Annotated in this window: 25 protein-coding genes; 19 read left to right on the plus strand and 6 right to left on the minus strand. The window is 41.7% G+C overall.

Annotation, left to right across the window (positions count from 1 at the left end; translation table 11 throughout):
• Nucleotides 1-8 precede the first annotated feature (8 nt).
• The 14 genes from rpmD (at nucleotide 9) to J0X13_RS00610 (ending at nucleotide 11,099) form a co-directional block, all read left to right on the plus strand.
• Nucleotides 9-188 (plus strand): 50S ribosomal protein L30, encoded by a 180-nt coding sequence (gene rpmD / locus J0X13_RS00545; protein ID WP_207030334.1) that lies wholly within the window; start codon nucleotides 9-11, stop codon nucleotides 186-188.
• Between the two features lie 13 nt (nucleotides 189-201).
• Nucleotides 202-654, plus strand: a complete 453-nt coding sequence (gene rplO / locus J0X13_RS00550) for a 50S ribosomal protein L15 (protein WP_207069552.1) — start codon at nucleotides 202-204, stop codon at nucleotides 652-654.
• Between the two features lie 10 nt (nucleotides 655-664).
• Nucleotides 665-2,008, plus strand: a complete 1,344-nt coding sequence (secY, locus tag J0X13_RS00555; RefSeq protein ID WP_207069553.1) for a preprotein translocase subunit SecY — start codon at nucleotides 665-667, stop codon at nucleotides 2,006-2,008.
• A gap of 3 nt (nucleotides 2,009-2,011) precedes the next feature.
• The gene (infA, locus tag J0X13_RS00560; RefSeq protein ID WP_014031991.1) at nucleotides 2,012-2,227 is read left to right on the plus strand and encodes a translation initiation factor IF-1; all 216 of its coding nucleotides are present in this window, start codon (nucleotides 2,012-2,014) and stop codon (nucleotides 2,225-2,227) included.
• A 4-nt stretch (nucleotides 2,228-2,231) separates the two neighbouring features.
• Nucleotides 2,232-2,348, plus strand: coding sequence for a type B 50S ribosomal protein L36 (gene ykgO, locus J0X13_RS00565; protein ID WP_010519235.1), 117 nt, complete (start codon nucleotides 2,232-2,234; stop codon nucleotides 2,346-2,348).
• A gap of 2 nt (nucleotides 2,349-2,350) precedes the next feature.
• On the plus strand, nucleotides 2,351-2,725 hold the full coding sequence (gene rpsM / locus J0X13_RS00570; RefSeq protein ID WP_207069554.1) for a 30S ribosomal protein S13: 375 nt from the start codon (nucleotides 2,351-2,353) through the stop codon (nucleotides 2,723-2,725).
• A gap of 12 nt (nucleotides 2,726-2,737) precedes the next feature.
• On the plus strand, nucleotides 2,738-3,130 hold the full coding sequence (rpsK, locus tag J0X13_RS00575) for a 30S ribosomal protein S11 (protein ID WP_207030331.1): 393 nt from the start codon (nucleotides 2,738-2,740) through the stop codon (nucleotides 3,128-3,130).
• Between the two features lie 107 nt (nucleotides 3,131-3,237).
• On the plus strand, nucleotides 3,238-3,843 hold the full coding sequence (gene rpsD, locus J0X13_RS00580) for a 30S ribosomal protein S4 (protein WP_207069555.1): 606 nt from the start codon (nucleotides 3,238-3,240) through the stop codon (nucleotides 3,841-3,843).
• A gap of 21 nt (nucleotides 3,844-3,864) precedes the next feature.
• On the plus strand, nucleotides 3,865-4,857 hold the full coding sequence (locus J0X13_RS00585) for a DNA-directed RNA polymerase subunit alpha (protein ID WP_207030329.1): 993 nt from the start codon (nucleotides 3,865-3,867) through the stop codon (nucleotides 4,855-4,857).
• 59 nt (nucleotides 4,858-4,916) lie between these two features.
• Complete coding sequence (gene rplQ / locus J0X13_RS00590) at nucleotides 4,917-5,420, plus strand: 50S ribosomal protein L17 (protein ID WP_207069556.1); 504 nt, start codon at nucleotides 4,917-4,919, stop codon at nucleotides 5,418-5,420.
• Between the two features lie 97 nt (nucleotides 5,421-5,517).
• The gene (carA, locus tag J0X13_RS00595) at nucleotides 5,518-6,630 is read left to right on the plus strand and encodes a glutamine-hydrolyzing carbamoyl-phosphate synthase small subunit (RefSeq protein WP_207069557.1); all 1,113 of its coding nucleotides are present in this window, start codon (nucleotides 5,518-5,520) and stop codon (nucleotides 6,628-6,630) included.
• Nucleotides 6,631-6,746: 116 nt separating this feature from the next.
• Nucleotides 6,747-8,036, plus strand: a complete 1,290-nt coding sequence (gene eno / locus J0X13_RS00600) for a phosphopyruvate hydratase (protein WP_207069558.1) — start codon at nucleotides 6,747-6,749, stop codon at nucleotides 8,034-8,036.
• Between the two features lie 120 nt (nucleotides 8,037-8,156).
• Entirely contained in the window at nucleotides 8,157-9,695 is a 1,539-nt protein-coding gene (locus J0X13_RS00605) for a glycogen synthase (RefSeq protein ID WP_207069559.1), read from the plus strand.
• A gap of 120 nt (nucleotides 9,696-9,815) precedes the next feature.
• Complete coding sequence (locus J0X13_RS00610) at nucleotides 9,816-11,099, plus strand: citrate synthase (protein ID WP_207069560.1); 1,284 nt, start codon at nucleotides 9,816-9,818, stop codon at nucleotides 11,097-11,099.
• A 68-nt stretch (nucleotides 11,100-11,167) separates the two neighbouring features.
• Here the strand turns inward: J0X13_RS00610 and J0X13_RS00615 are convergent, their stop codons facing one another.
• Entirely contained in the window at nucleotides 11,168-11,509 is a 342-nt protein-coding gene (locus tag J0X13_RS00615) for a hypothetical protein (RefSeq protein ID WP_207069561.1), read from the minus strand.
• A 411-nt stretch (nucleotides 11,510-11,920) separates the two neighbouring features.
• Here J0X13_RS00615 and J0X13_RS00620 point away from each other — a divergent pair, with 411 nt between their 5' ends.
• The 3 genes from J0X13_RS00620 (at nucleotide 11,921) to J0X13_RS00630 (ending at nucleotide 14,507) form a co-directional block, all read left to right on the plus strand.
• Nucleotides 11,921-12,835, plus strand: coding sequence for a dimethylarginine dimethylaminohydrolase family protein (locus J0X13_RS00620; RefSeq protein WP_207069562.1), 915 nt, complete (start codon nucleotides 11,921-11,923; stop codon nucleotides 12,833-12,835).
• Between the two features lie 83 nt (nucleotides 12,836-12,918).
• The gene (gene ctlX / locus J0X13_RS00625; RefSeq protein ID WP_207070776.1) at nucleotides 12,919-13,824 is read left to right on the plus strand and encodes a citrulline utilization hydrolase CtlX; all 906 of its coding nucleotides are present in this window, start codon (nucleotides 12,919-12,921) and stop codon (nucleotides 13,822-13,824) included.
• 65 nt (nucleotides 13,825-13,889) lie between these two features.
• Nucleotides 13,890-14,507, plus strand: coding sequence for a Pr6Pr family membrane protein (locus J0X13_RS00630; RefSeq protein WP_207069563.1), 618 nt, complete (start codon nucleotides 13,890-13,892; stop codon nucleotides 14,505-14,507).
• Between the two features lie 176 nt (nucleotides 14,508-14,683).
• Here J0X13_RS00630 and J0X13_RS00635 read toward each other — a convergent pair whose 3' ends face one another.
• Nucleotides 14,684-14,929 (minus strand): hypothetical protein, encoded by a 246-nt coding sequence (locus J0X13_RS00635; protein WP_242535582.1) that lies wholly within the window; start codon nucleotides 14,927-14,929, stop codon nucleotides 14,684-14,686.
• On the opposite strand from J0X13_RS00635, the gene J0X13_RS00640 reads away from it, so the two are divergent.
• Complete coding sequence (locus J0X13_RS00640) at nucleotides 14,921-15,241, plus strand: helix-turn-helix domain-containing protein (protein ID WP_242535583.1); 321 nt, start codon at nucleotides 14,921-14,923, stop codon at nucleotides 15,239-15,241. The two genes, J0X13_RS00635 and J0X13_RS00640, sit on opposite strands and share 9 nt — an antisense overlap.
• 10 nt (nucleotides 15,242-15,251) lie before the next feature.
• On the opposite strand, the gene J0X13_RS00645 is transcribed toward J0X13_RS00640, so the two are convergent.
• The 3 genes from J0X13_RS00645 to J0X13_RS00655 form a co-directional block, all read right to left on the minus strand.
• Nucleotides 15,252-16,763 carry a peptidase associated/transthyretin-like domain-containing protein gene (locus tag J0X13_RS00645; RefSeq protein ID WP_207069564.1) on the minus strand — a complete coding sequence of 504 codons (1,512 nt, stop codon included), beginning with the start codon at nucleotides 16,761-16,763 and terminating at the stop codon, nucleotides 15,252-15,254.
• A gap of 450 nt (nucleotides 16,764-17,213) precedes the next feature.
• On the minus strand, nucleotides 17,214-18,638 hold the full coding sequence (locus tag J0X13_RS00650) for an SDR family oxidoreductase (protein WP_207069565.1): 1,425 nt from the start codon (nucleotides 18,636-18,638) through the stop codon (nucleotides 17,214-17,216).
• Nucleotides 18,635-19,060, minus strand: a complete 426-nt coding sequence (locus J0X13_RS00655) for a hypothetical protein (RefSeq protein ID WP_207069566.1) — start codon at nucleotides 19,058-19,060, stop codon at nucleotides 18,635-18,637. Before J0X13_RS00655 ends, J0X13_RS00650 begins: the two co-directional genes overlap by 4 nt.
• Nucleotides 19,061-19,154: 94 nt before the next feature.
• Here J0X13_RS00655 and argS point away from each other — a divergent pair, with 94 nt between their 5' ends.
• Complete coding sequence (gene argS / locus J0X13_RS00660; RefSeq protein WP_207069567.1) at nucleotides 19,155-20,933, plus strand: arginine--tRNA ligase; 1,779 nt, start codon at nucleotides 19,155-19,157, stop codon at nucleotides 20,931-20,933.
• A gap of 34 nt (nucleotides 20,934-20,967) precedes the next feature.
• Here argS and J0X13_RS00665 read toward each other — a convergent pair whose 3' ends face one another.
• Nucleotides 20,968-21,336, minus strand: a complete 369-nt coding sequence (locus tag J0X13_RS00665) for an endonuclease domain-containing protein (protein WP_207069568.1) — start codon at nucleotides 21,334-21,336, stop codon at nucleotides 20,968-20,970.
• Between the last annotated feature and the right edge of the window lie 64 nt (nucleotides 21,337-21,400).

The raw sequence follows: 21,400 nt of genomic DNA on the forward strand, positions 1-21,400 counted from the left end.
AGGATATTATGTCAAAGATTAAGGTTAAACAAATAAAGAGCGGCATTAAAAAGCCACAAGACCAAAAAAGGACTTTGGAGGCTCTTGGACTGAAAAAAATCGGACAGGAAGTTGAGCACGAAGCGACTCCTAGTATCCTTGGAATGGTAAATAAGGTAAAACACTTGGTTTCCACAGAGGAAGCTTAAAATATAAAGGCACATGGATTTGAATAATCTTAAACCAGCGGATGGCGCTGTGCACAAAGAAGGAAAACGTGTAGGACGTGGAGAAGGTTCCGGTAAAGGAGGAACATCTACCCGTGGGCACAAAGGAGCCAAGTCTAGATCTGGATATTCCAAAAAGATTGGTTTCGAAGGTGGTCAGATGCCATTGCAAAGACGTGTACCCAAGTTCGGTTTTACTAACATGAACAGGAAAGAGTACACAGGAATCAATTTGGGCAAACTTCAAGAGTTGGTTGATAAAGGAACCGTGAAAAACGAAATTACTTTGGAAACTCTTATCGAGAATGGACTGGCCCACAAAAACGATTTGGTAAAGATATTGGGTGACGGTGAATTGAAAGCCTCCCTTAAAGTATCTGTACATAAATTTACTGCTTCCGCTAAAGCTGCGATTGAGTCAGCAGGAGGTGAGGCAATAAGTTTATAAGAATTATAGCATGAAGAAATTTATTGAGACCATATCAAATATCTGGAAGATAGATGAATTAAGACAGCGAATTATCCTAACATTGGGATTGTTATTGGTGTACCGATTTGGTGCTCAAGTTGTCCTTCCTGGTATTGATACTGCCCAATTGGCGGAATTATCCTCGCAGACTGAAAGTGGTATCTTGGGTATTCTGAATGCTTTTACGGGTGGTGCTTTCGCGAATGCTTCGGTGTTCGCTTTGGGTATTATGCCCTACATCTCCGCTTCCATTGTAGTACAGTTGATGGGAATTGCGATTCCATATCTTCAAAAACTACAAAAAGAAGGAGAAAGCGGTAGAAAAACCATCAACCAGATTACCCGTTGGTTAACAATAGGGATCTGTATCGTTCAAGCCCCTGCCTATTTGTACGGTCTTGGCGCCTTAGGTGTGCCGGACAGTGCATTTGTTTTGGGCAAAGGTTTGGATTTTATCGTTCCAGCTGTTATTATATTGGTAACAGGATGTGTGTTCGCTATGTGGTTGGGTGAGAAAATTACCGATAAGGGAATCGGAAACGGTATCTCCTTGTTGATTATGGTAGGTATTATCGCAACAATGCCACAGGCATTTGCACAGGAATTTGTTTCAAGAACAACCAACAACACGGGAGGAATCATGTTTATGTTGATCGAGGTGATTGTTTGGTTCTTGGTCATCTTGGCCAGTGTTTATTTAACCATGGCCGTAAGACAGATTCCGGTACAGTACGCAAGAAGAACAGCTTCTGGCGGATACGAAAAGAACGTAATGGGAGCACGTCAGTACATTCCACTAAAATTGAATGCTTCTGGTGTAATGCCCATTATCTTTGCACAGGCAATTATGTTCGCACCAAGTTTGATTGGTAGAACATTCAACGATACCGCTGCTGGTCAGTGGATGGAAGTACAATTCGCCGATATATTCGGATTGGCCTACAACATCCTATTTGCGGTATTGATCATCATATTTACGTACTTCTATACGGCGATCACCGTGCCAACCAACAAAATGGCAGATGATTTGAAAAGAAGTGGTGGTTTCATCCCGGGTATTCGCCCAGGAAAAGAAACAGGAAATTATTTGGACAAAATAATGTCCTTGATTACATTACCTGGCTCCATCTTTTTGGCCTTGTTGGCGGTATTGCCGGCTGTGGTTGTAAAGTTGATGGATGTACAGGCCGGATGGGCATTGTTTTACGGAGGTACATCACTATTGATTATGGTGGGTGTAGCGATAGATACTGTACAACAAGTAAATTCTTATTTGTTGAACAGGCATTACGACGGCTTAATGAAAACCGGTAAAAACAGAAAAGTAGCATAATTTATGGCAAAGCAGCCAGCAATAGAACAAGACGGGACTATTATTGAAGCATTGTCTAATGCAATGTTCAGAGTAGAATTAGAGAATGGGCACGTGGTAACGGCGCACATTTCCGGGAAGATGCGTATGCACTACATTAAGTTGCTTCCAGGAGATAAGGTAAAGTTGGAGATGAGCCCATACGATTTAACAAAAGCAAGAATTACTTATAGATACTAGTTACATGAAAGTAAGAGCATCAATAAAGAAGAGAAGTGCCGACTGCAAAATTGTTCGCAGAAAGGGCAGATTGTACGTAATCAACAAAAAGAATCCTAGATTTAAACAAAGACAAGGGTAATTATGGCAAGAATTGCAGGGGTAGATATACCTAAACAAAAGCGTGGCGTTATTTCGCTTACCTACATCTTCGGTATAGGTAAAAGCAGGGCGCAAGAAATTTTGGCAGCAGCCCAAGTAAGTGAAGATACCAAGGTTTCTGATTGGACCGATGATGAAATCGGTAAAATCAGGGAAGCTGTTGGAGCTTACACGATTGAAGGTGAGCTTCGCTCAGAAACCCAAATGAACATCAAGCGATTGATGGACATTGGTTGTTACCGTGGAATTCGCCACAGATCTGGATTGCCATTAAGAGGTCAACGTACCAAGAACAACTCTAGGACCAGAAAAGGAAAAAGAAAAACAGTTGCCAACAAGAAAAAAGCAACTAAATAATAAGTAGGTAGTATGGCAAAGGCAAGTACTAAAACAGCTAAGAAGCGCAAAGTAGTCGTAGAATCTACCGGAGAGGCGCACGTTGTTGCATCTTTCAACAACATCATTATTTCCCTTACCAATAAGAAAGGTGATGTTATTTCATGGTCTTCCGCAGGAAAAATGGGATTCCGAGGCTCAAAAAAGAACACTCCTTATGCAGCTCAGATAGCAGCAGAGGAATGTGCTAAAGTTGCTCACGAAGCAGGATTGAGAAAAGTGAAGGTTTATGTAAAAGGACCAGGTAACGGTAGGGAATCTGCTATTCGTTCCATTCACAACTCAGGAATCGAAGTAACAGAAATCATTGATGTTACTCCACTTCCGCACAACGGTTGTAGACCACCAAAAAGAAGAAGAGTTTAATAATCATTAATAGATTAATGGCCCCAAAAGGGTCTTCACCCGAAGGTGCAGTTAGATTATCGAAGGATAAGCCTTAATTCATAATCGCACTTTCAAATTAACAGAAGATGGCAAGATATACAGGACCAAAAACAAAAATCGCTAGAAAGTTTGGAGAAGCGATTTTCGGAGACGATAAGTCATTCGAAAAGAAAAATTACCCTCCAGGACAACACGGTAACAACAGACGCCGTGGTAAAAAGTCTGAATATGCAATCCAGTTGATGGAGAAGCAAAAAGCAAAATATACTTACGGTATTTTGGAAAAGCAATTTCGTAATCTTTTTGCCGAGGCAAAAAGAAAAGAGGGTGTTACCGGTGAGGTTTTGCTTCAGTTGTGTGAGTCACGTTTGGACAACGTGGTTTTCAGAATGGGAATCAGCCCATCAAGAAGAGGAGCGCGTCAGTTGGTATCGCACCGTCACATTACCGTAAACGGGGAGGTGGTAAATATTCCATCCTATTCACTAAAAGCCGGTGATGTAGTTGGTGTTAGGGAAAAATCCAAATCAGTACAATCCATTGTTGACTCTTTGTCTAACAATAGCAGTGTTTACGAATGGATCACATGGAACTCTGAAAAGAAAGAAGGTACTTACGTTGCCGTTCCAGAAAGACTTCAGATCCCTGAGAATATCAAGGAACAACTGATAGTCGAATTATACTCTAAATAAGAATTCAACATTAATCCAATTATGGCATTACTTAATTTTCAGAAGCCCGATAAAGTTATAATGATCGATTCAACAGATTTCGAGGGGAAATTCGAATTTCGTCCTTTGGAACCTGGGTATGGATTAACAGTTGGGAATGCGCTGAGAAGGGTTTTGCTTTCCTCTTTGGAAGGTTTTGCCATCACTTCTGTGCGCATAGATGGAGTTGAACATGAGTTTTCTGTTATACCAGGCGTTGTTGAAGACGTTACAGAAATTATCCTGAACCTAAAACAAGTTAGGTTCAAAAGACAGATTGATGATGTTGAGAGCGAGACTGTATCTATTTCCGTTAGCGGAAAAGAACAAATGACAGCTGGTGACTTCCAAAAATTCATCTCAGGATACCAAGTGCTGAACCCAGACTTGGTTATCTGTAACATGGATCCTAAGGTGAGCATCAACTTAGAGATTGTTATAGAAAAAGGTCGTGGTTATGTTCCTGCGGAGGAAAACAAAAAATCCAATGCTCCCTTGGGAAGTATTGCGGTTGATTCTGTTTACACTCCCGTAAAGAATGTAAAATACAGCATCGAAAACTACAGGGTAGAGCAAAAAACCGATTATGAAAAATTGGTTTTTGAAATCATCACTGATGGTTCCATCCACCCAAAAGATGCCTTGACCGAGGCTGCCAAAGTTTTGATTCACCACTTTATGTTGTTCTCCGATGAGCGTATCACCCTTGAGGCTGATGAAATTGCCCAGACCGAGACATATGACGAGGAATCATTGCACATGCGTCAGTTGTTGAAGACGAAATTGGTAGACATGGACTTGTCCGTTAGGGCTTTGAACTGTCTTAAAGCTGCCGAAGTGGATTCTTTGGGAGATTTGGTATCCTTCAACAAAAACGATTTGATGAAATTCAGAAACTTCGGTAAAAAGTCTTTGACCGAATTGGAGGAATTGGTAATCAACAAAGGCCTACAATTTGGTATGGACCTTTCCAAATACAAATTAGATAAAGATTAATAATCATATTTTGCTCTCCCTTTTATAGGGATCTGGTAGCAAGATGATAATATAGAACAATGAGACACGGAAAGAAGTTTAATCACTTAGGTAGAACATCCGCCCACAGAAAGGCTATGTTGGCCAACATGGGTAGTTCCCTAATAGAGCATAAGAGAATCAATACCACGGTTGCAAAAGCCAAGGCATTGAAAAAGTTCATTGAGCCTTTGATTACTAAAGCAAAGATCGAGAACAACCAGACTACCGAAAAAGGTACTCACAACAGAAGAGTTGTTTTCAGTAACTTGAGAAGTAAAGAGGCTGTAACAGAATTGTTCAGCACTGTAGCTGAAAAAGTTGGTGACAGACCAGGAGGTTACACAAGAATTATTAAATTGGGTAACCGATTGGGGGATAACGCTGATATGGCAATGATCGAATTGGTGGATTTCAACGAGCTTTACAACGCAGGTAAGCCTAAAAAGAAATCGACCAGAAGAAGTAGAAGAGGCGGTGGTGCCAAGAAAGCTGAGGCTCCTGCTCCAGCAGCTGAAACCAAAACTGACGATTCTGAAGAATAAGAAGAATGTTATTAACTATTGTATTTAACGAAAAAGGATAAGTGAGAACTTATCCTTTTTTTATGTTTTTTTGTCTTAACTGAAACTAGAGCACGAAATGAAGTATCATACAAAGAAAAAAGCGTTGATTTTGTTGGCCGATGGAACCATATTTTATGGTAAGGCCGTTGGAGGAAGAGAAGGTACCGCAGTAGGGGAAGTATGTTTCAATACTGGGATGACAGGTTACCAGGAGATTTTTACCGACCCATCTTATTACGGGCAGTTAATGGTGACCACCAATGCCCATATCGGTAACTACGGGGCCCACGAAGACGAAGTGGAATCCGATTCTGTTAAGATTGCAGGCCTTATCTGTAAAAATTTCAGTTATGAATACTCAAGACCGGATGCAACAATGAGCCTCTTGGATTTCTTGGACAAAAACAACCTTTTGGCCATCTCCGATGTGGACACCCGTGCTTTGGTGAGCTACATTAGGGATAATGGAGCCATGAATGCATTGATCTCTACAAAAGTGGACGATATCGATGCTTTAAAAGAAGAGTTGAAGCAAGTGCCCAGTATGGAAGGTTTGGAGCTTTCTTCCAAAGTGTCTACAAAAGAACCTTATTTCTACGGAGATGAAAGTTCTGATATCAAAATATCCGCTTTGGATATCGGAATCAAAAAGAACATCTTAAGAAATTTGGCCAAAAGAGGAGCTTATATCAAAGTCTTCCCATACAATACATCTTATGATGAAATGAAGGAATGGAATCCGGACGGATATTTTATATCCAACGGTCCCGGTGACCCCGAGCCTTTGACGGATGCTGTAGCCGCCACTAAAGAAATGATTGCATCCGATAAACCATTGTTCGGAATTTGTTTGGGGCATCAGGTATTGGCCTTGGCCAATGGAGTTTCTACTTACAAAATGCATAATGGGCACAGAGGTATAAACCACCCAATCTTAAATTTGATTACAGGAAAAGGAGAAATAACTTCCCAAAACCACGGATTCGCGGTAAACAGGGAAGAAACTGAAGCAAATGCAGAATTGGAAATTACGCATACACATTTGAACGATCAAACTGTCGCAGGTATCAAAATGAAGAGCAAGGACGTTTTCTCGGTACAATATCATCCAGAAGCAAGTCCAGGTCCTCACGATGCAGATTATCTGTTCGACCAGTTCTTTGATTTGATCAAGGCTAGGAAAAACTAAAACGTTATAGTTTTGTTTTTAAGCAATTAAGTGCGTTTTGTGAGTAATATCATGGAGTTAAAAACGCCACCTTTTGTATCTTAGCCCAATAATCACAACTTAAAATATTCAATAAAATGAGCATCATTATCAACATTCATGCAAGACAGATATTGGATTCCAGAGGAAATCCAACAGTAGAAGTAGATGTAGTAACCGAAAATGGAATTATGGGAAGGGCAGCAGTGCCTTCTGGAGCCTCTACTGGAGAGCATGAAGCCGTTGAGTTGCGCGATGGTGGTGATTCCTTTATGGGTAAAGGTGTCGGTAAGGCCGTGAACAACGTAAATACCATCATTGCAGAGGAATTGATCGGAACTTCTGTGTTTGAGCAGAACTACATCGATCAGACCATGATTGAGCTGGATGGTACTCCGAACAAATCAAAATTGGGGGCCAACGCCATATTGGGAGTTTCCTTGGCAGCGGCAAAAGCGGCAGCCAACGAGTTGGGAATGCCGTTGTACCGCTATGTGGGCGGTGTTAGTGCCAAAACGCTTCCAGTACCCATGATGAACATTATCAATGGTGGTTCGCACTCCGACGCACCGATTGCGTTCCAGGAATTTATGGTAATGCCAGTTAAAGCAAAAGACTTTAGCCATGCCATGCAAATGGGAACCGAAATATTCCATAATCTTAAAAAAGTATTGCACGATCGTGGTTTAAGTACTGCTGTAGGTGATGAAGGAGGATTTGCACCAACATTGGACGGAACAGAAGATGCCTTGGATACCATTGCCAAAGCTGTTGAAAAGGCCGGCTACAAATTTGGGGAAGAAGTGATGATCGCTTTGGATTGTGCCGCTGCAGAGTTTTATGTTGATGGCAAATACGATTACACCAAATTTGAAGGGGATAAAGGAGCCGTTAGAACTTCTGAGGAGCAAGCACAGTACCTGGCCGAACTTTCTGAAAAGTACCCAATTATTTCCATTGAAGATGGAATGGATGAAAACGATTGGGACGGGTGGAAAGTGTTGACCGATAAAATCGGTGACAAAGTACAATTGGTCGGTGATGATTTGTACGTAACCAACGTTGAGCGTTTGTCCCGTGGTATCGAAAATGGTATCGCCAATTCTATTTTGATCAAGGTGAACCAAATCGGCACATTAACGGAGACCATTGCAGCCGTAAATATGGCGAAGAATGCTGGTTATACCTCCGTAATGTCTCACAGATCAGGTGAAACGGAAGACAATACCATTGCTGATTTGGCAGTTGCTCTGAACACGGGTCAGATTAAAACAGGTTCTGCTTCCCGAAGCGACCGTATGGCCAAATACAATCAATTGTTGAGAATTGAGGAAGAGTTGGGAGATATAGCTTACTACCCTCAAGAAAAAGCATTTAAGGTAAAATAAGCATAATAATTATTTAGCATACAAAAGGCCTTTTCCAAATGGGAAAGGCTTTTTTTTGTTTCAATAACAAACTTTGGTTAAATTAAGGGTTCAACTAAACACCCATTCAAATTCTCCCATATGAATAACTTTCTTTTTGTTGCCGCCGAAAACGATGCTTTGGAAAACTGTAAAGCTGGTGGTATGGGCGACGTAGTTCGCGATGTGCCACGACAAATTTCAGAACGGGGCGACAAGGTGCATGTTGTTGTGCCAGCTTATTCCAGACTTCATCATGGGGGTTTGCCCAGGACTACCTTGAACTTTTCACTAAGAGGCATTACCTATACTGCCGAATTGTATGAGGTAAAGCCCAAAAAGGAGTTTCCGAACATCTTTCATTATGTGTTGCACCATCCCGAGATAGAGGCTGGAGATATTGCACATATATATCACAACGACCCGGAAGAGCCTTTCTATACCGATGCCATAAAGTATTTTATATTTTGCACCGCTGTAGCAGAAGCCATAAAGCATGGAGCATTTGGAGATGTGGATGTTATTCATTTGCATGACTGGCATTCCAGTTTGTTGTTGTTTTTAAGGGAATACCATCCGGATTATACCAATCTGAAGGATATCAGGACCATATATAGTATTCATAATCTCGCTATTCAGGGCATACGTCCCTTTGATGGTAATTATTCATCCGTGAAAAATTGGTTTCCCAATGTTCCTTTGGACTACCAAAAGTTGATGGATTACAGGTACCAAGATTGCATTAACCTTATGGCTGTTGGAATAAGATTTGCCGATGCAGTGCACACCGTTTCGCCATCTTATAAAGAAGATGTACTGTTGCCCAGTTCTCCCCCGGAATTTATAGGAGGGGAAGGATTGGAGAAGGATTTGCAACAGGCAGATAAAGAAGGCCGATTGTTCGGTATTTTGAACGGTTGCAATTATAAGAACATCAACAAGGAGAAAAAAGGAAATATTTACCGAAATACAGTCAAGGCATTGTTCGGTTGGCTGCAACAGGAAGATAAAAAATACAAGGCCGACTTTTTGGCCCACACAGGGGAGAAAATTATGGCCTTTGTAGATGACAGGCCCAAATTTATTGCATCCAGTGTAGCGCGATTAACAGAACAAAAGTTTTATTTCTTCATGCGTTCACCAGAAGCTTTTGTTGAAATTCTGAAACATTTGGAGAAAGTTGATGGAATTTTCATGCTATTGGGTACAGGTGCACCTGAGTATGAAGAGTTATTCAGAAAGCTTAGTTACGAACACAAGAACTTTATTTTCACTAATGGTCAGTCGGAGAAGCTCATCGACTCCATGTACTTGGAATCCGACCTATATTTTATGCCCAGTCTTTTTGAACCCTGTGGTATAAGCCAAATGCTGGCCATGAGAAATGGGAATCCTTGTTTGGTTCATCATACGGGAGGGCTCAAAGATACTGTAGAACACATGAAGACGGGTTTTAGCTTTGATGGCGATACGTATGACGAGAAAATAAAAAGCATGCTGGAAGCCTTGGATATAGCTTTGGATGTATTCCAAAACGATAAGCCGACCTGGAAAAAAATACAAGCTGCGGCAAGAAAAAAGCGATTCACTTGGAAGAAATCGGTGGACGAATATTATAAACTGCTCTACAAATTGGATTGAACCAATTCTTCTATATCAATTTAGCGTTAATATCAACACAAATAGCGGCTGTAAATTGTTAATGGCTGTGCTTTTTCGTAATTTTCGCATTCAATTTTTACTAATCTATTAAAATATAAAATGTCGGATAAAGCTATACTCGAATACGGGGGAGAACGGTTTGAATTCCCTGTTATCAAAGGTACTGAAGATGAATTGGCCATAGATATTAAAACCTTGAGGGCCTCAACAGGAATGGTGACCATTGATCCAGGATATAAAAACACGGGATCTTGCGAAAGCGCCATTACCTTTTTGAACGGTGAGCAGGGTATTTTGAGGTATCGTGGGTATTCCATTGAAGACCTAGCGGAGAAAGCCGACTTCTTGGAGGTAGCCTATCTTTTGATTTTTGGTGAATTGCCGAACAAAGAGCAGCTGGAAAAATTCCATGACGATATTAAGGAAGAGTCCCAAGTAGATGAGGAAATGAAGAAAATTTTGGATGCTTTTCCAAAATCGGCGCACCCCATGGGCGTACTTTCTTCAATGACCAGTGCGTTGGTCGCATTTAACCCATCCTGTGTAGATGTTGCTTCCGAATCGGCTATGTACAATTCAATTGTTCGAATTTTGGCCAAATTCCCTGTTTTGGTGGCTTGGACCCTACGCAAAAAGAAAGGTCTGCCGTTGGATTATGGGGACGATGCCTTAGGTTATGTGGAGAACGTTCATAAAATGATGTTCAAAAGACCGAACAAAGAATACACAAAAGATCAAATAGCCATAAATGCCTTGGACAAGCTGTTGATTTTACATGCTGATCACGAACAAAACTGTTCAACCTCCACGGTTCGTATTGTTGGGTCTTCGCACGCAGGACTTTTTGCTTCACTTTCTGCAGGTATTTCCGCTCTTTGGGGACCCTTGCACGGAGGTGCCAACCAAGCTGTTTTGGAAATGTTGGAAGCCATCGAGGCCGATGGTGGTGATACCAAAAAATACATGGCGAAGGCCAAGGATAAAAATGATCCGTTCAGATTGATGGGCTTCGGACACCGAGTCTATAAAAACTTTGACCCAAGGGCAAAAATCATTAAAAAATCTGCAGACGAAGTATTGGGCAACTTAGGAATTGAAGATCCTATTTTGGATATCGCCAAGGGATTGGAGAAAGAAGCCTTGGAAGACAAGTACTTTGTAGATAGAAAACTATATCCTAATGTGGATTTCTATTCGGGGATTATCTACCGTGCTTTAGGAATACCAACGGAAATGTTTACGGTAATGTTTGCTTTGGGCAGATTGCCCGGTTGGATAGCCCAATGGAGAGAAATGAGACTGAGAAAAGAACCTATCGGAAGACCAAGACAAGTTTATATTGGAGAGAAACATAGAGAATTTGTTCCATTGGAGAAAAGATAAGGTTTAGGACGAAAAGGAAAATAAAAGGGGCGATTTAAGCCCCTTTTATTTTTTTATAGCATTACAGATCAAAGCCTTCCAACGGTGTTTCCGTTCAATGATCTGTCACTATCATAGCAAATTCGCATAATTTCACATTGGTAATGTTTTTGAATGTCGGAAATGGCATTGTCGGTAAAAGCGCTTTTGGCTTTTTGAAACGTTTGGTGGATAAACTCGTGAGCGTCCACTGTGTTTAAGTTTTTTAGCGTCGAATTCATGGATTCACCGAATCTGTTCACAGACTCATTTACTTTCTTAATGCTCCAATCAACATGGTCCTTTACTTCTTTTGAGTGCATGGAATAGTCTATTGGAAAATCACTCTCTTTTATGCAATCGTCATATTTAACGGCATAAATTGTATCCATTGGTATGTTGGAATTTGCTTTAAAGGTAAAATTGAGGGTCTCAATTCTTTGGAAAGCATTTATGCCCCCCAATAAAACAAATACTGTTGCCAGTAAACCAGAAGCTAATAGCATTTTTTTCATTTGTAGGAAAAATCTTAATACAAATGTAATAATTAATAAAAAAACAGTCAAACGGATTAGATGTAAATTTTACATGAACAGCCATATTTTAACAAGGTGAGAGGCAATTGGTTATGTTAGATATAGTATTCCTATTTATCATGGGCATTCACTTAAATCAGATTGCTATTTTTCCCTTTCTAGGAGATGGTAAATAGTCAGCAAAACACTAGATTTGCCTCAGAAAATTTAAGGATTTCCTTTATCGCTTTCATTGGCCTACATTTTATGGGCATTAATACCAATTTTATGATTGAATTAAACGTTGTTGATGAGACCAGCAGGCTAAAAGCCGTGATATTGGGAACTGCTGAAAGTAATGGCCCCGTTCCTACAATTGAGGAAGCCTACGATCCTAAATCCATTGAGCATATAAAGGCAGGAACGTATCCCAAAGAAGCCGACATGGTTAAGGAAATGGAAGCCTTTGCCCAAGTATTCGACAAGTATGGCGTGAAAGTGTACCGACCTGAAGTGTTGGAAGACTGTAATCAAATATTTGCAAGGGATATTGCTTTTGTGATAGAGGACAAACTCTTCCATGCCAATATTTTGCCCGACCGCGAGCGGGAATTTATGGCCATCCATGAGGTTTTGGATCAAATTGATCCCACAAAGATTGTTCGCCCGCCCGAAGAAGTTCATATTGAAGGAGGCGACGTGATGCCGTGGAACGAACATATTTTTATTGGAACCTACACAGGCGAGGACTATGCAAGTTACATTACTGCACGAACCAATATCGAAGCCGTTGAATTTATTCGGGATATGTTTCCCCATAAAACGGTAAAATCCTTCGAACTTCGAAAATCCAATACCGATCCCAAGGAGAATGCACTGCATTTGGATTGTTGTTTCCAACCTGTAGGAAGGGACAAGGCGATTTTGCACAAAAATGGATTTTTGGTAGAGGAGGAGTACCAATATTTGGTCGACTTCTTTGGTCCGGAGAATATTTTTGAAATCAATAAGGATGAGATGTATCAAATGTTCAGTAATGTCTTTTCCATATCGCCCGAAGTGGTGGTGTCGGAAAAGCGTTTTACCCGGCTGAACAATTGGCTTAGGGACCAAGGATTCACCGTCGAGGAGATTCCCTATGCCGAAATAGCCAAGCAAGAAGGTTTGTTGCGTTGTAGCACTATGCCTTTGATCCGAGAATAATTTTTTAACCCTAACTTCCTGCTGCCACAGGTATAATCAAAACAGTCAAAGTATTGAGAAAACAGATTACCAACACCATTCTTATGGTGCGCCCCGTGAACTTTAGGATGAACGAGCAAACTGCGGTCAATAATTATTTTCAAGAAGACCCGCACCTCAAAAATGCCGAAATCAACAAAAAGGCACAGCGAGAGTTTGACCAATTTGTGGATGTGCTTCGGGAACATGGCGTTAATGTGATTACCATTGATGATAATATGGAACAGGACACGCCAGATTCGATTTTTCCGAACAACTGGGTTTCTTTTCATGAGAGCGGAACCGTTTGTGTATACCCCATGTTTGCAGAAAATAGAAGAAAGGAACGCAGGGAAGATGTTTTTGAGTTGTTGGAAGAGCATGGTTTTGTCATCAACAATATCATGGACTATACCGCTGCGGAAGATGAAGGTGTGTTTTTGGAAGGAACGGGCAGTATCCTAAAGGATAGGGTGAATCAAAAAGCATATTGCGCACTGTCCGAACGTGCCCACGAAGATCTTTTTATAGAATTCTGTGAAGATTTTGATTGCTTCCCGGTAATTTTTCATGCCAATCAAACTGTGGATGGCGAGCGACTGCCCATTTACCATACCAATGTGATGATGGCCATGGCAGAAACCTTTGCTGTGATCTGTTTGGACTCCATTGACGATAAAAAGGAACGGAAAAATGTGGTAGAGCACATCAAAATGGATGGAAAAGAAGTCATAAGGATCACGGAGGAACAAATGTGCCACTTTGCGGGGAACATGTTGCAGGTTATCGGTGCAGATGACCAACGTTATATGGTGATGAGTACACAGGCCTACAATAGCCTTACTGAACAACAGATCAACGCAATTGAAAAACACTGTGCCATAATTCACAGTCCTCTGGATACCATTGAGACCTGCGGCGGGGGTAGCGCTAGATGTATGATGGCCGAAGTATTTTTGCCAAAAGCTTAAATTGCACTTTTGAAGGGATTTTAGAGGTGTAGCCCATCGATAATTTTAATTGAATAACTTCGACCATGCGCAGAAATTTTGAAATATTGGGTTTGTGTATGGGATGGTTTGCCGTTCTCGCCCAACTATACTTAATGCTACAGAACCGAGAGGCAGGTGTTATGGAGAGTTTGGTGCGATTTGTAAGTTTCTTTACCATACTCACCAATACCCTAGTGGCATTGTTCTTTACCGCCCGTGTATTTGGTGCGGACCAAAAACGGTTGGCACTTTTCCATAAAAAAGCAACGCCCATGGCGCTTACGGTTTTTATTGTGGTTGTGGGCCTAGTGTACCAATTGGTGTTGCGTGATATTTGGAACCCAACAGGTTTGCAAATGGTGGTGGACGAACTTTTGCATACCATCATCCCTGCGTTTATGTATGTGTATTGGCTCATGTTCTGTGCTAGGACCATTGTTACTTGGAAGCAACTCTTTAAATGGTTGCTATACCCTTTAGGGTATTTGGTTTTTGTGATGGTCCGAGGGCATTTTTCCGGATTTTATCCCTATCCTTTTTTTAATGTGACCGAACTTGGTTGGGGAACAACCTTGTTGAATGTTGGGTTGGTATTTTTGCTAATACTTCTGATCATGGCAGCACTTTTTTTTCTGGGGAAACTACTTCAGCCAAAACACTGAACAATCAATTGGCAAGGAGTAATAAACAATTTGTCATTCTGAACAACGTTCAGCATCTTATTGTTCGACATGAATGACACGGATTTTCTCAAAATCGTTTTTTTGTCATTTCGAGCGCAGTCGAGAAATGTCTTGTTATGACACAAATTGCACGAATTTTCACGAAGTATCAGGTTTCACATCGAGTTGGTTCCTGAGCGGAGTCGAAGGAGCAGTCGAGAAACCTGGGAATGGTCCGGATTTCTCAATCCAACCACAATCCCTCGAAGCGCAGCGACCACTTGTTGTACCTCTTTACGGTCAAAGGTATCTTCTTCCAAATAAAACAGCATTTCTATAACCAAATCCAAAACTTTGGCCAGTTCTTCGGGAGAACCATAGCAGTCTTCAATCCAATTTGTTAAAACCTCACTATGTTCCATATCAATCCAAAACTTGCCATATATGGCATTAATAACCGTAAATATAACCCTTTTCTTGACTTGTCGAATATGGCAAGTATGGAAAGGTCGGAAGTTTTAAAGAGAATCGGCGAAAATGTCAAAAAAGCGCGGCTTGAAAAAGGCTATACCCAAGTAGATCTTGTTGGTAAAATTGAAGCTCGAATCGACACGACCAATATTTCAAGAATAGAGAAGGGTAGAACCAATGCCACGATTCATACCTTGTACCGTATAAGTCAAGCCCTGGAAGTTCCCTTGTCCGACCTCTGCAATCTTGCAACTGAGGACTAACATCTAATCTCTATTCCTCCTCAGCGGTAAACCCACGAATGGCCTGGTTGGGCTCCATAATGGTATAACCTTTCCAAAAATCGGGATCGTACCGTGGCAGGTAAGTGGCCCGAACCGTTTTATCTTCCTTATACGACTTGAACTCGTTTTCGGCAATGTTGTCTTGGTTGAACACTACCAGTTCCCATTTGGCGGTAATGTTCATCTGGAAGTCGATGTTCAGCTTTAATTCGTTTTGTTTACGGCGACCCTTTACGTGCTTGTTCTTTTCCACCACTTTTAATGGTCTGTCCACACCAAAGAATTTACCATCGGCCAATTCCATAAACTGAAGATCGTACTTGCCGTTGGGCAGTTTGGCAAATCGCATAGTGCCCTTGTACACCGTTTCGCGATAGGTAATGCCCAACAACCTGAAATTCCGTAGGCGTTGGGTGTTTGTAAAGTCCAGCCGCATTACAGCAAAGTCCTCAATGTTAATGTAGAGCCGCCCCCTAAAATCCGCGCTGCTTCGCTTGGGCCAAAAATCAACGACGTATACTCCTGCATCGCCAATATCGGCATAGCCTGCCAGTTGAAATTCGTAACGGCGGTTTTTGTCCACCAAATCCAATTTGGTGTCTTCTTTATAATACAATTGGCTCAGCATTTCCTTGAACTGCCAACGTTGGCTGTCCGTTAAGCCGGAAACGCTGTCCTTCTTCACCTGTGCCTTTACTTTTTTCATTTGCTCCATCCGTTCATCGTCCATGGTGTCCAAAATGGAATCCACTTGTATTTTTTCGCTAAAAATCCCTGATTTGATTTTGAGGTAGGAGCCGGGCTTTACATTTTGAGCAAAGATGTCCTCCATATGTTCTGCCAATTCTTCAAAGGAGCTTACATCTCTCTTATCGTACAGGTCGGCCGCTTTTATAATGCTGAGCTTATACTCGGTGTTGTTCTTGTAGAGGTCGCCAAAACTCTCGGTATAGTGCGATGCATTTTTGGGGATCGATCGGGCAATACTGTCCATCAACTCCTTGTTCAGTTCCTTGATGGAAGATTTTTCAAACCCAAAATCCACTTTGTGCATATTGGCCAGTTCAGATTTACGAAGGAAAAAGCGTTGTTTTATAGGGGCTTTATTCACATTCCGAGGAATGTTTTCTATCATTTTATCAATGATATCATCTACCTCAAGCTCCTTGTCGAACACATAGACTCCGCTCAATTCGATTGCCTTGGCATGTAAAGGAACTAAACTATCCTGTAACTGTTCCAAAGTGAAGCCTTTTTTCTCATAGCCCATTGAGGTAACGTAGATGGAGTCGGGCAGGATAGTGCCTTGTTCCAGAACAAAACTGAAACGTCCCTCATCGTTGGTAATAACGCCTTGGTGCTCCCCATACTGGATAGTGGCGTAGGGAATCCCTTTGTTGGTCTTGGCATCCACCAAGCGTGAACTAATGGTCTGGGCGGCCATGGGAAGTGCCATCAAAAGCGAAAAATAGGTAAGTGAAAAAGTCTGTTTAATGGACATGATCAAATGTAGGGTTTCATTAATTAGACGCCTTTTGGGGGAGGAAAGGTTGTCTGCTAATTAGACGAACTTGGCGCGATTTTGTGACAAAGTGCGAAGAAAATCGGAATAGCCGATGGGGCTTAATAGTATTTTAACAGGATGGGATTGGGTGTTGGGCCAAGGGTCAAAGTATTTGACACGAATTTGACGGATAATCCTGAATACTCTTTTCTTTGTCATTTTTGAGCGGAGTGAAGATTCTTTTTGCTCCTGAACTCGAACTTGAAAAAAGGGATTCTTCAGTAGCTACGCTTCTTCAGAATAATAGCACTGCGCTTGATTTTTGAAATTGTGCCCGCAAAAAAAAATCCAATCAATGCTTTGCATCTCTTTTGGCTGGATTCCGTGCCATAATTTAACTTCGCTCAGTCATCGCACGGAATGACATTTAAAATATAAACATTGGGATTAATCAGTTTTGGCAATATTCTTGATCATGTTCCCAAAAATAAAGAGATGAAACGGCAGGACTGAATACCAATACAATCGTCCCAATAAACCTTTCGGGCGGAAGGTTGCGGTTTGGTTCAGTACGCCGTCTTCGATTTTAAACTCCAACCAAGCTTCTCCAGGGGTCTTCATTTCGGCAAATAGGAGTAGACGCTTGGATTTTTTATCGGCCAGTAGTACTCGCCAAAAGTCCAAAGCATCCCCGGGAAAAATTTTATCGGGATGGGTACGTCCGCGTCGAAGTCCTGGTCCGCCGACCAACTTGTCCAGGAACCCTCGGACTTTCCATAGCCAATTACCGTAGTACCAGCCATTTTCGCCACCAATACGCCAAACGTTCTTTAAAACGGCCTCCTCATCTTTGATTCGGATGGATTTTTTGTCCCGTAGCACACCATATTTGGGTACTTGAATGTAATTTTCGAGGTCTTCTTTGATTTGCCCGCTAGCGATACTGTCCTTCCAACTGCTGATTACGAGGTTTTGTTCAATTTTTTTGAAGGCCAAGTCAATAGCTTCTTCATACGTGTGGGTTTCAATGCCCAACATCTCTTGTAATCGATTGTCTTGGGCCACGACCTCCATTTTCATACTGTCCACAAGGTTCATGGCCAATTTGTAGGAAGTGGAAGTGACAAAATAGAGCCAGTAAGAGGATAATTTTGGGGTCATCACAGGAACGGTAAAAATCCAATTTTTAAAGCCCCGTACCTTGGCGTAACCGTGGAGCATGTCTTTGTAGGTGAGAATATCTGGCCCGCCTATATCAAAAGATTGGTCGTAGGTTTCTTTGTTGCCCAGCACTTCGGTAAGGAACTGGATGACATCGCGAATGGCTATGGGCTGTGTTTTGGTGAGCACCCATTTCGGTGTGATCATCACGGGCAATTTTTCGCATAGATCGCGTATAATCTCAAAAGAGGAACTGCCCGATCCCACGATGATTCCTGCACGGAGCACGGTAACATCAAAAGGGCCTTTGTAGAGGATTTCTTCCACATTTTTTCTGGAACTGAGGTGCTTGGAGAGTTCTTCATCATTCACAATACCACTGAGGTAAATTACTTGCTTGCATTGGGTGTTCCCTAAAATGGTATTGAAGTTTTTGGCAGCTTGCGCTTCCTTTTCATCAAAATCCGTCACCGAAGAGGCCATGGAATGTATCAAGTAGTAGGCGGCATCAATGTCCTTGGGCACTTGATGTTTTTCAGGGTCATCCAAGAAATCAACTTCAACAACATCAATTTTGGAACGGGTCTTTGCGTCGACCGAAAGCCGTTTTTCATCTCGTACGGCACAAACCACACTGTGCCCCATATCCAATAGTTTGGGCAATAAACGCATCCCAATGTAGCCATTGGCTCCTGTCAATAATATTTTCATAGATCTTCGAGGTTGGTGGGCAGGTTGTCCGCGCGGTGGTCCATTAATTTTCGGAAGAATCGTTGAATGGCCTTGGTGTCCGAACGTACTTTTATAAAGTAGTGGTCCATATAAATAGAGTAAATACCTATGTCTCCTTTGTACACATTCAATTTGTAATAGGGGATGATCAGCGCATAGGTCTCCAAACGGGAACGGAACCGGACAATTATGCCATTTGGGCGTATTTCAACATTACAGCTATTGGTACTATTGTCCAAAACAAGCAGGTTGTAAATGTCGATACTGGCCTCGGTAATGTGTAATTTTGGGGAGCCTATCCCACCCATGGCAAAGCGCTCTTTCAAGGGTATTGTTTTACCTACGGCCTCGTTAATTTTTTTGGTGATTTTTTTATCGTTGTAGGAGACGTTCAATAGCATATCTAAAATTAATCAAATTACGGCGGACCGTTTGGTTTTGGTGTGGGAAAAGCCCAAAAAATGCGTAGTTTTGCGCCCTGAAAAGCCTTTATAGATGAGTTTGCAGAACGATTTGACCCAAAAAGTAATCGAAGCGGTAAAACAACTGTACGAAGTTGAACTGCCTACGGTAGAATTTCAGCCTACCCGCAAGGATTTTGAGGGAGACATTACCGTAGTGGTATTTCCTATGTTACGCCACGTAAAGGGGAATCCCGTCCAGATCGGGACAAAAATTGGGGAATACCTGGTTGAACATGTGGACAAGGTATCCAAATGCAATGTGGTTCAAGGCTTTTTGAACATTGTTATCGAGGATAGTTATTACTTAGACTTCTTCAACAGCATTTTTGATGAAACCGATTTCGGTTATGTAAAAACCCAGTCGGATGATGCCGTAATGGTGGAATATTCATCCCCCAATACCAATAAGCCTTTGCACTTGGGGCACATCCGTAATAACCTTTTGGGATACTCCGTAGCGGAAATTTTGAAGGCATCCGGTAAAAAGGTATATAAAACCCAGATCATCAATGATCGAGGTATCCACATCTGCAAAAGTATGTTGGCCTGGCAGAAGTTTGGTGAAGGCGAGACTCCCGAATCCTCCGGTTTAAAAGGAGACCATCTAGTAGGTAAGTACTACGTGGCTTTTGATAAAGCATATAAAGAACAGATTGCCGAATTGATCGAGGCTGGGACAGAAAAGGAAAAAGCGGAAAAGGAGGCGCCAATTTTATTGGAAGCTCAGGATATGCTCCGTAAATGGGAAGCTGGAGATGCGGAAGTTGTTTCCCTTTGGAAAAAAATGAACGGTTGGGTGTACGATGGCTTTGATACCACCTACAAAAACTTGGGAGTTGATTTTGATACCCTGTACTATGAAAGCGATACCTATTTGTTGGGTCGCGACGTTGTAAAGGATGGATTGGAACGAGGCGTTTTCTTTAAAAAGGAAGATGGTAGTGTTTGGATCGATCTTACGGATGAAGGCCTCGATGAAAAAATCGTGTTGCGTTCCGACGGTACGGCGGTGTATATGACACAGGATATCGGGACGGCCATTCAACGGGTTACCGATTTCCCTGATATCAACGGAATGGTCTACACGGTGGGCAACGAGCAGGATTACCACTTTAAGGTGCTGTTTCTTATCCTTAAAAAGTTGGGCTATTCTTGGGCCGAGCAATTGTACCATTTAAGTTATGGAATGGTGGACCTGCCCAGCGGAAAAATGAAGAGTAGGGAAGGGACCGTAGTGGATGCGGACGACCTTATTAAAAATATGGAGGACACGGCCGAATCCATTTCCCAAGAATTGGGCAAATTGGACGGTTATTCGGAAGAGGAGAAAAAACAATTGTACCGAACCATAGGTTTGGGTGCCCTTAAATACTATATTTTAAAAGTGGACCCGAAAAAGCGGATTCTTTTTAATCCTGAAGAGTCTGTGGATTTTCAAGGGAATACCGGGCCTTTTATCCAATATACCTACGCTAGAATCCAATCTATCTTGCGCAAGGCGGACAATGTCGGTTCGAGCGCTGTGGAGACCTCTTTGGACTTGCATGAAAAAGAAAAAGAGTTGTTGAAGCAGATCCAATTGTTCCCAGAAACGGTTCAGTTGGCAGCAGAAAATTTTAGCCCTGCCTTGATTGCGAATTACACCTACGATTTGGTCAAGGAGTTCAATTCCTTTTATCAGCAAGTATCTATTTTAGGCGAGACCGATGAGCATAAGAAAAACTTTAGGGTACGGTTGTCCCAAAAAGTTGGCGAGGTGATTCAGTCGGCCTTCCGTTTGTTGGGTATTGATGTTCCTGAGCGGATGTAGAACCTCTTTATCTCCCTTTTAAAAAGGGAGAAGCTTATGGGGTTTGCTTAAAGTGGTCTGCGATTTCAGACAATACGGATTCCAAGTTTTCAAATACCATTTTATTCTCAAATCGTATTACTGTATAACCTAGTTCATTTATGACTTTGGTACGTTTTGCATCGTGCTCTTTGGCTTGAGGTGTATTGTGAACCGCTCCGTCCAATTCAATTACCAATTTTTCTGAAGCACAATAGAAATCAACAATGTAATTCTTTATACTGTGTTGACGGTTGAAACGTCTGCCTTTTAATTTTTTGGCTTTTAGATATCGCCATAAAAAGGCTTCGGCTGGAGTTAGGTTCTTCCTTAACTTTTTCCGAAAATGTTCTAGTTCTTTGCGGTTGTGGATTCTTTTTTTCATCAATCTCTACTTTAAAAGTTCCTCTCTTGACCCAAGAGGGGTGATTCAGACTTTCTGAATCGTG

Origin of the sequence: [Muricauda] lutisoli (nom. illeg.) (assembly GCF_017313105.1) — a bacterium.
Classification (GTDB): Bacteria; Bacteroidota; Bacteroidia; order Flavobacteriales; family Flavobacteriaceae; genus Flagellimonas; species Flagellimonas lutisoli.

Excerpts from the sequence above, each read along its gene's own strand:
- J0X13_RS00615 (WP_207069561.1), bottom strand. The coding sequence starts at position 11,509 with ATGGATACAATTTATGCCGTTAAATATGACGATTGCATAAAAGAGAGT.
- rpsM (WP_207069554.1), top strand. The coding sequence starts at position 2,351 with ATGGCAAGAATTGCAGGGGTAGATATACCTAAACAAAAGCGTGGCGTT.
- rplQ (WP_207069556.1), top strand. The coding sequence starts at position 4,917 with ATGAGACACGGAAAGAAGTTTAATCACTTAGGTAGAACATCCGCCCAC.
- J0X13_RS00665 (WP_207069568.1), bottom strand. The coding sequence starts at position 21,336 with ATGAAAAAAAGAATCCACAACCGCAAAGAACTAGAACATTTTCGGAAA.
- J0X13_RS00610 (WP_207069560.1), top strand. The coding sequence starts at position 9,816 with ATGTCGGATAAAGCTATACTCGAATACGGGGGAGAACGGTTTGAATTC.
- rpsK (WP_207030331.1), top strand. The coding sequence starts at position 2,738 with ATGGCAAAGGCAAGTACTAAAACAGCTAAGAAGCGCAAAGTAGTCGTA.
- ykgO (WP_010519235.1), top strand. The coding sequence starts at position 2,232 with ATGAAAGTAAGAGCATCAATAAAGAAGAGAAGTGCCGACTGCAAAATT.
- ctlX (WP_207070776.1), top strand. The coding sequence starts at position 12,919 with ATGGTGCGCCCCGTGAACTTTAGGATGAACGAGCAAACTGCGGTCAAT.
- rpmD (WP_207030334.1), top strand. The coding sequence starts at position 9 with ATGTCAAAGATTAAGGTTAAACAAATAAAGAGCGGCATTAAAAAGCCA.
- eno (WP_207069558.1), top strand. The coding sequence starts at position 6,747 with ATGAGCATCATTATCAACATTCATGCAAGACAGATATTGGATTCCAGA.
- J0X13_RS00650 (WP_207069565.1), bottom strand. The coding sequence starts at position 18,638 with ATGAAAATATTATTGACAGGAGCCAATGGCTACATTGGGATGCGTTTA.
- rplO (WP_207069552.1), top strand. The coding sequence starts at position 202 with ATGGATTTGAATAATCTTAAACCAGCGGATGGCGCTGTGCACAAAGAA.
- J0X13_RS00635 (WP_242535582.1), bottom strand. The coding sequence starts at position 14,929 with ATGGAACATAGTGAGGTTTTAACAAATTGGATTGAAGACTGCTATGGT.
- J0X13_RS00585 (WP_207030329.1), top strand. The coding sequence starts at position 3,865 with ATGGCATTACTTAATTTTCAGAAGCCCGATAAAGTTATAATGATCGAT.
- J0X13_RS00655 (WP_207069566.1), bottom strand. The coding sequence starts at position 19,060 with ATGCTATTGAACGTCTCCTACAACGATAAAAAAATCACCAAAAAAATT.
- secY (WP_207069553.1), top strand. The coding sequence starts at position 665 with ATGAAGAAATTTATTGAGACCATATCAAATATCTGGAAGATAGATGAA.
- rpsD (WP_207069555.1), top strand. The coding sequence starts at position 3,238 with ATGGCAAGATATACAGGACCAAAAACAAAAATCGCTAGAAAGTTTGGA.
- infA (WP_014031991.1), top strand. The coding sequence starts at position 2,012 with ATGGCAAAGCAGCCAGCAATAGAACAAGACGGGACTATTATTGAAGCA.
- carA (WP_207069557.1), top strand. The coding sequence starts at position 5,518 with ATGAAGTATCATACAAAGAAAAAAGCGTTGATTTTGTTGGCCGATGGA.
- J0X13_RS00630 (WP_207069563.1), top strand. The coding sequence starts at position 13,890 with ATGCGCAGAAATTTTGAAATATTGGGTTTGTGTATGGGATGGTTTGCC.
- J0X13_RS00640 (WP_242535583.1), top strand. The coding sequence starts at position 14,921 with ATGTTCCATATCAATCCAAAACTTGCCATATATGGCATTAATAACCGT.
- J0X13_RS00605 (WP_207069559.1), top strand. The coding sequence starts at position 8,157 with ATGAATAACTTTCTTTTTGTTGCCGCCGAAAACGATGCTTTGGAAAAC.
- argS (WP_207069567.1), top strand. The coding sequence starts at position 19,155 with ATGAGTTTGCAGAACGATTTGACCCAAAAAGTAATCGAAGCGGTAAAA.
- J0X13_RS00620 (WP_207069562.1), top strand. The coding sequence starts at position 11,921 with ATGATTGAATTAAACGTTGTTGATGAGACCAGCAGGCTAAAAGCCGTG.
- J0X13_RS00645 (WP_207069564.1), bottom strand. The coding sequence starts at position 16,763 with ATGTCCATTAAACAGACTTTTTCACTTACCTATTTTTCGCTTTTGATG.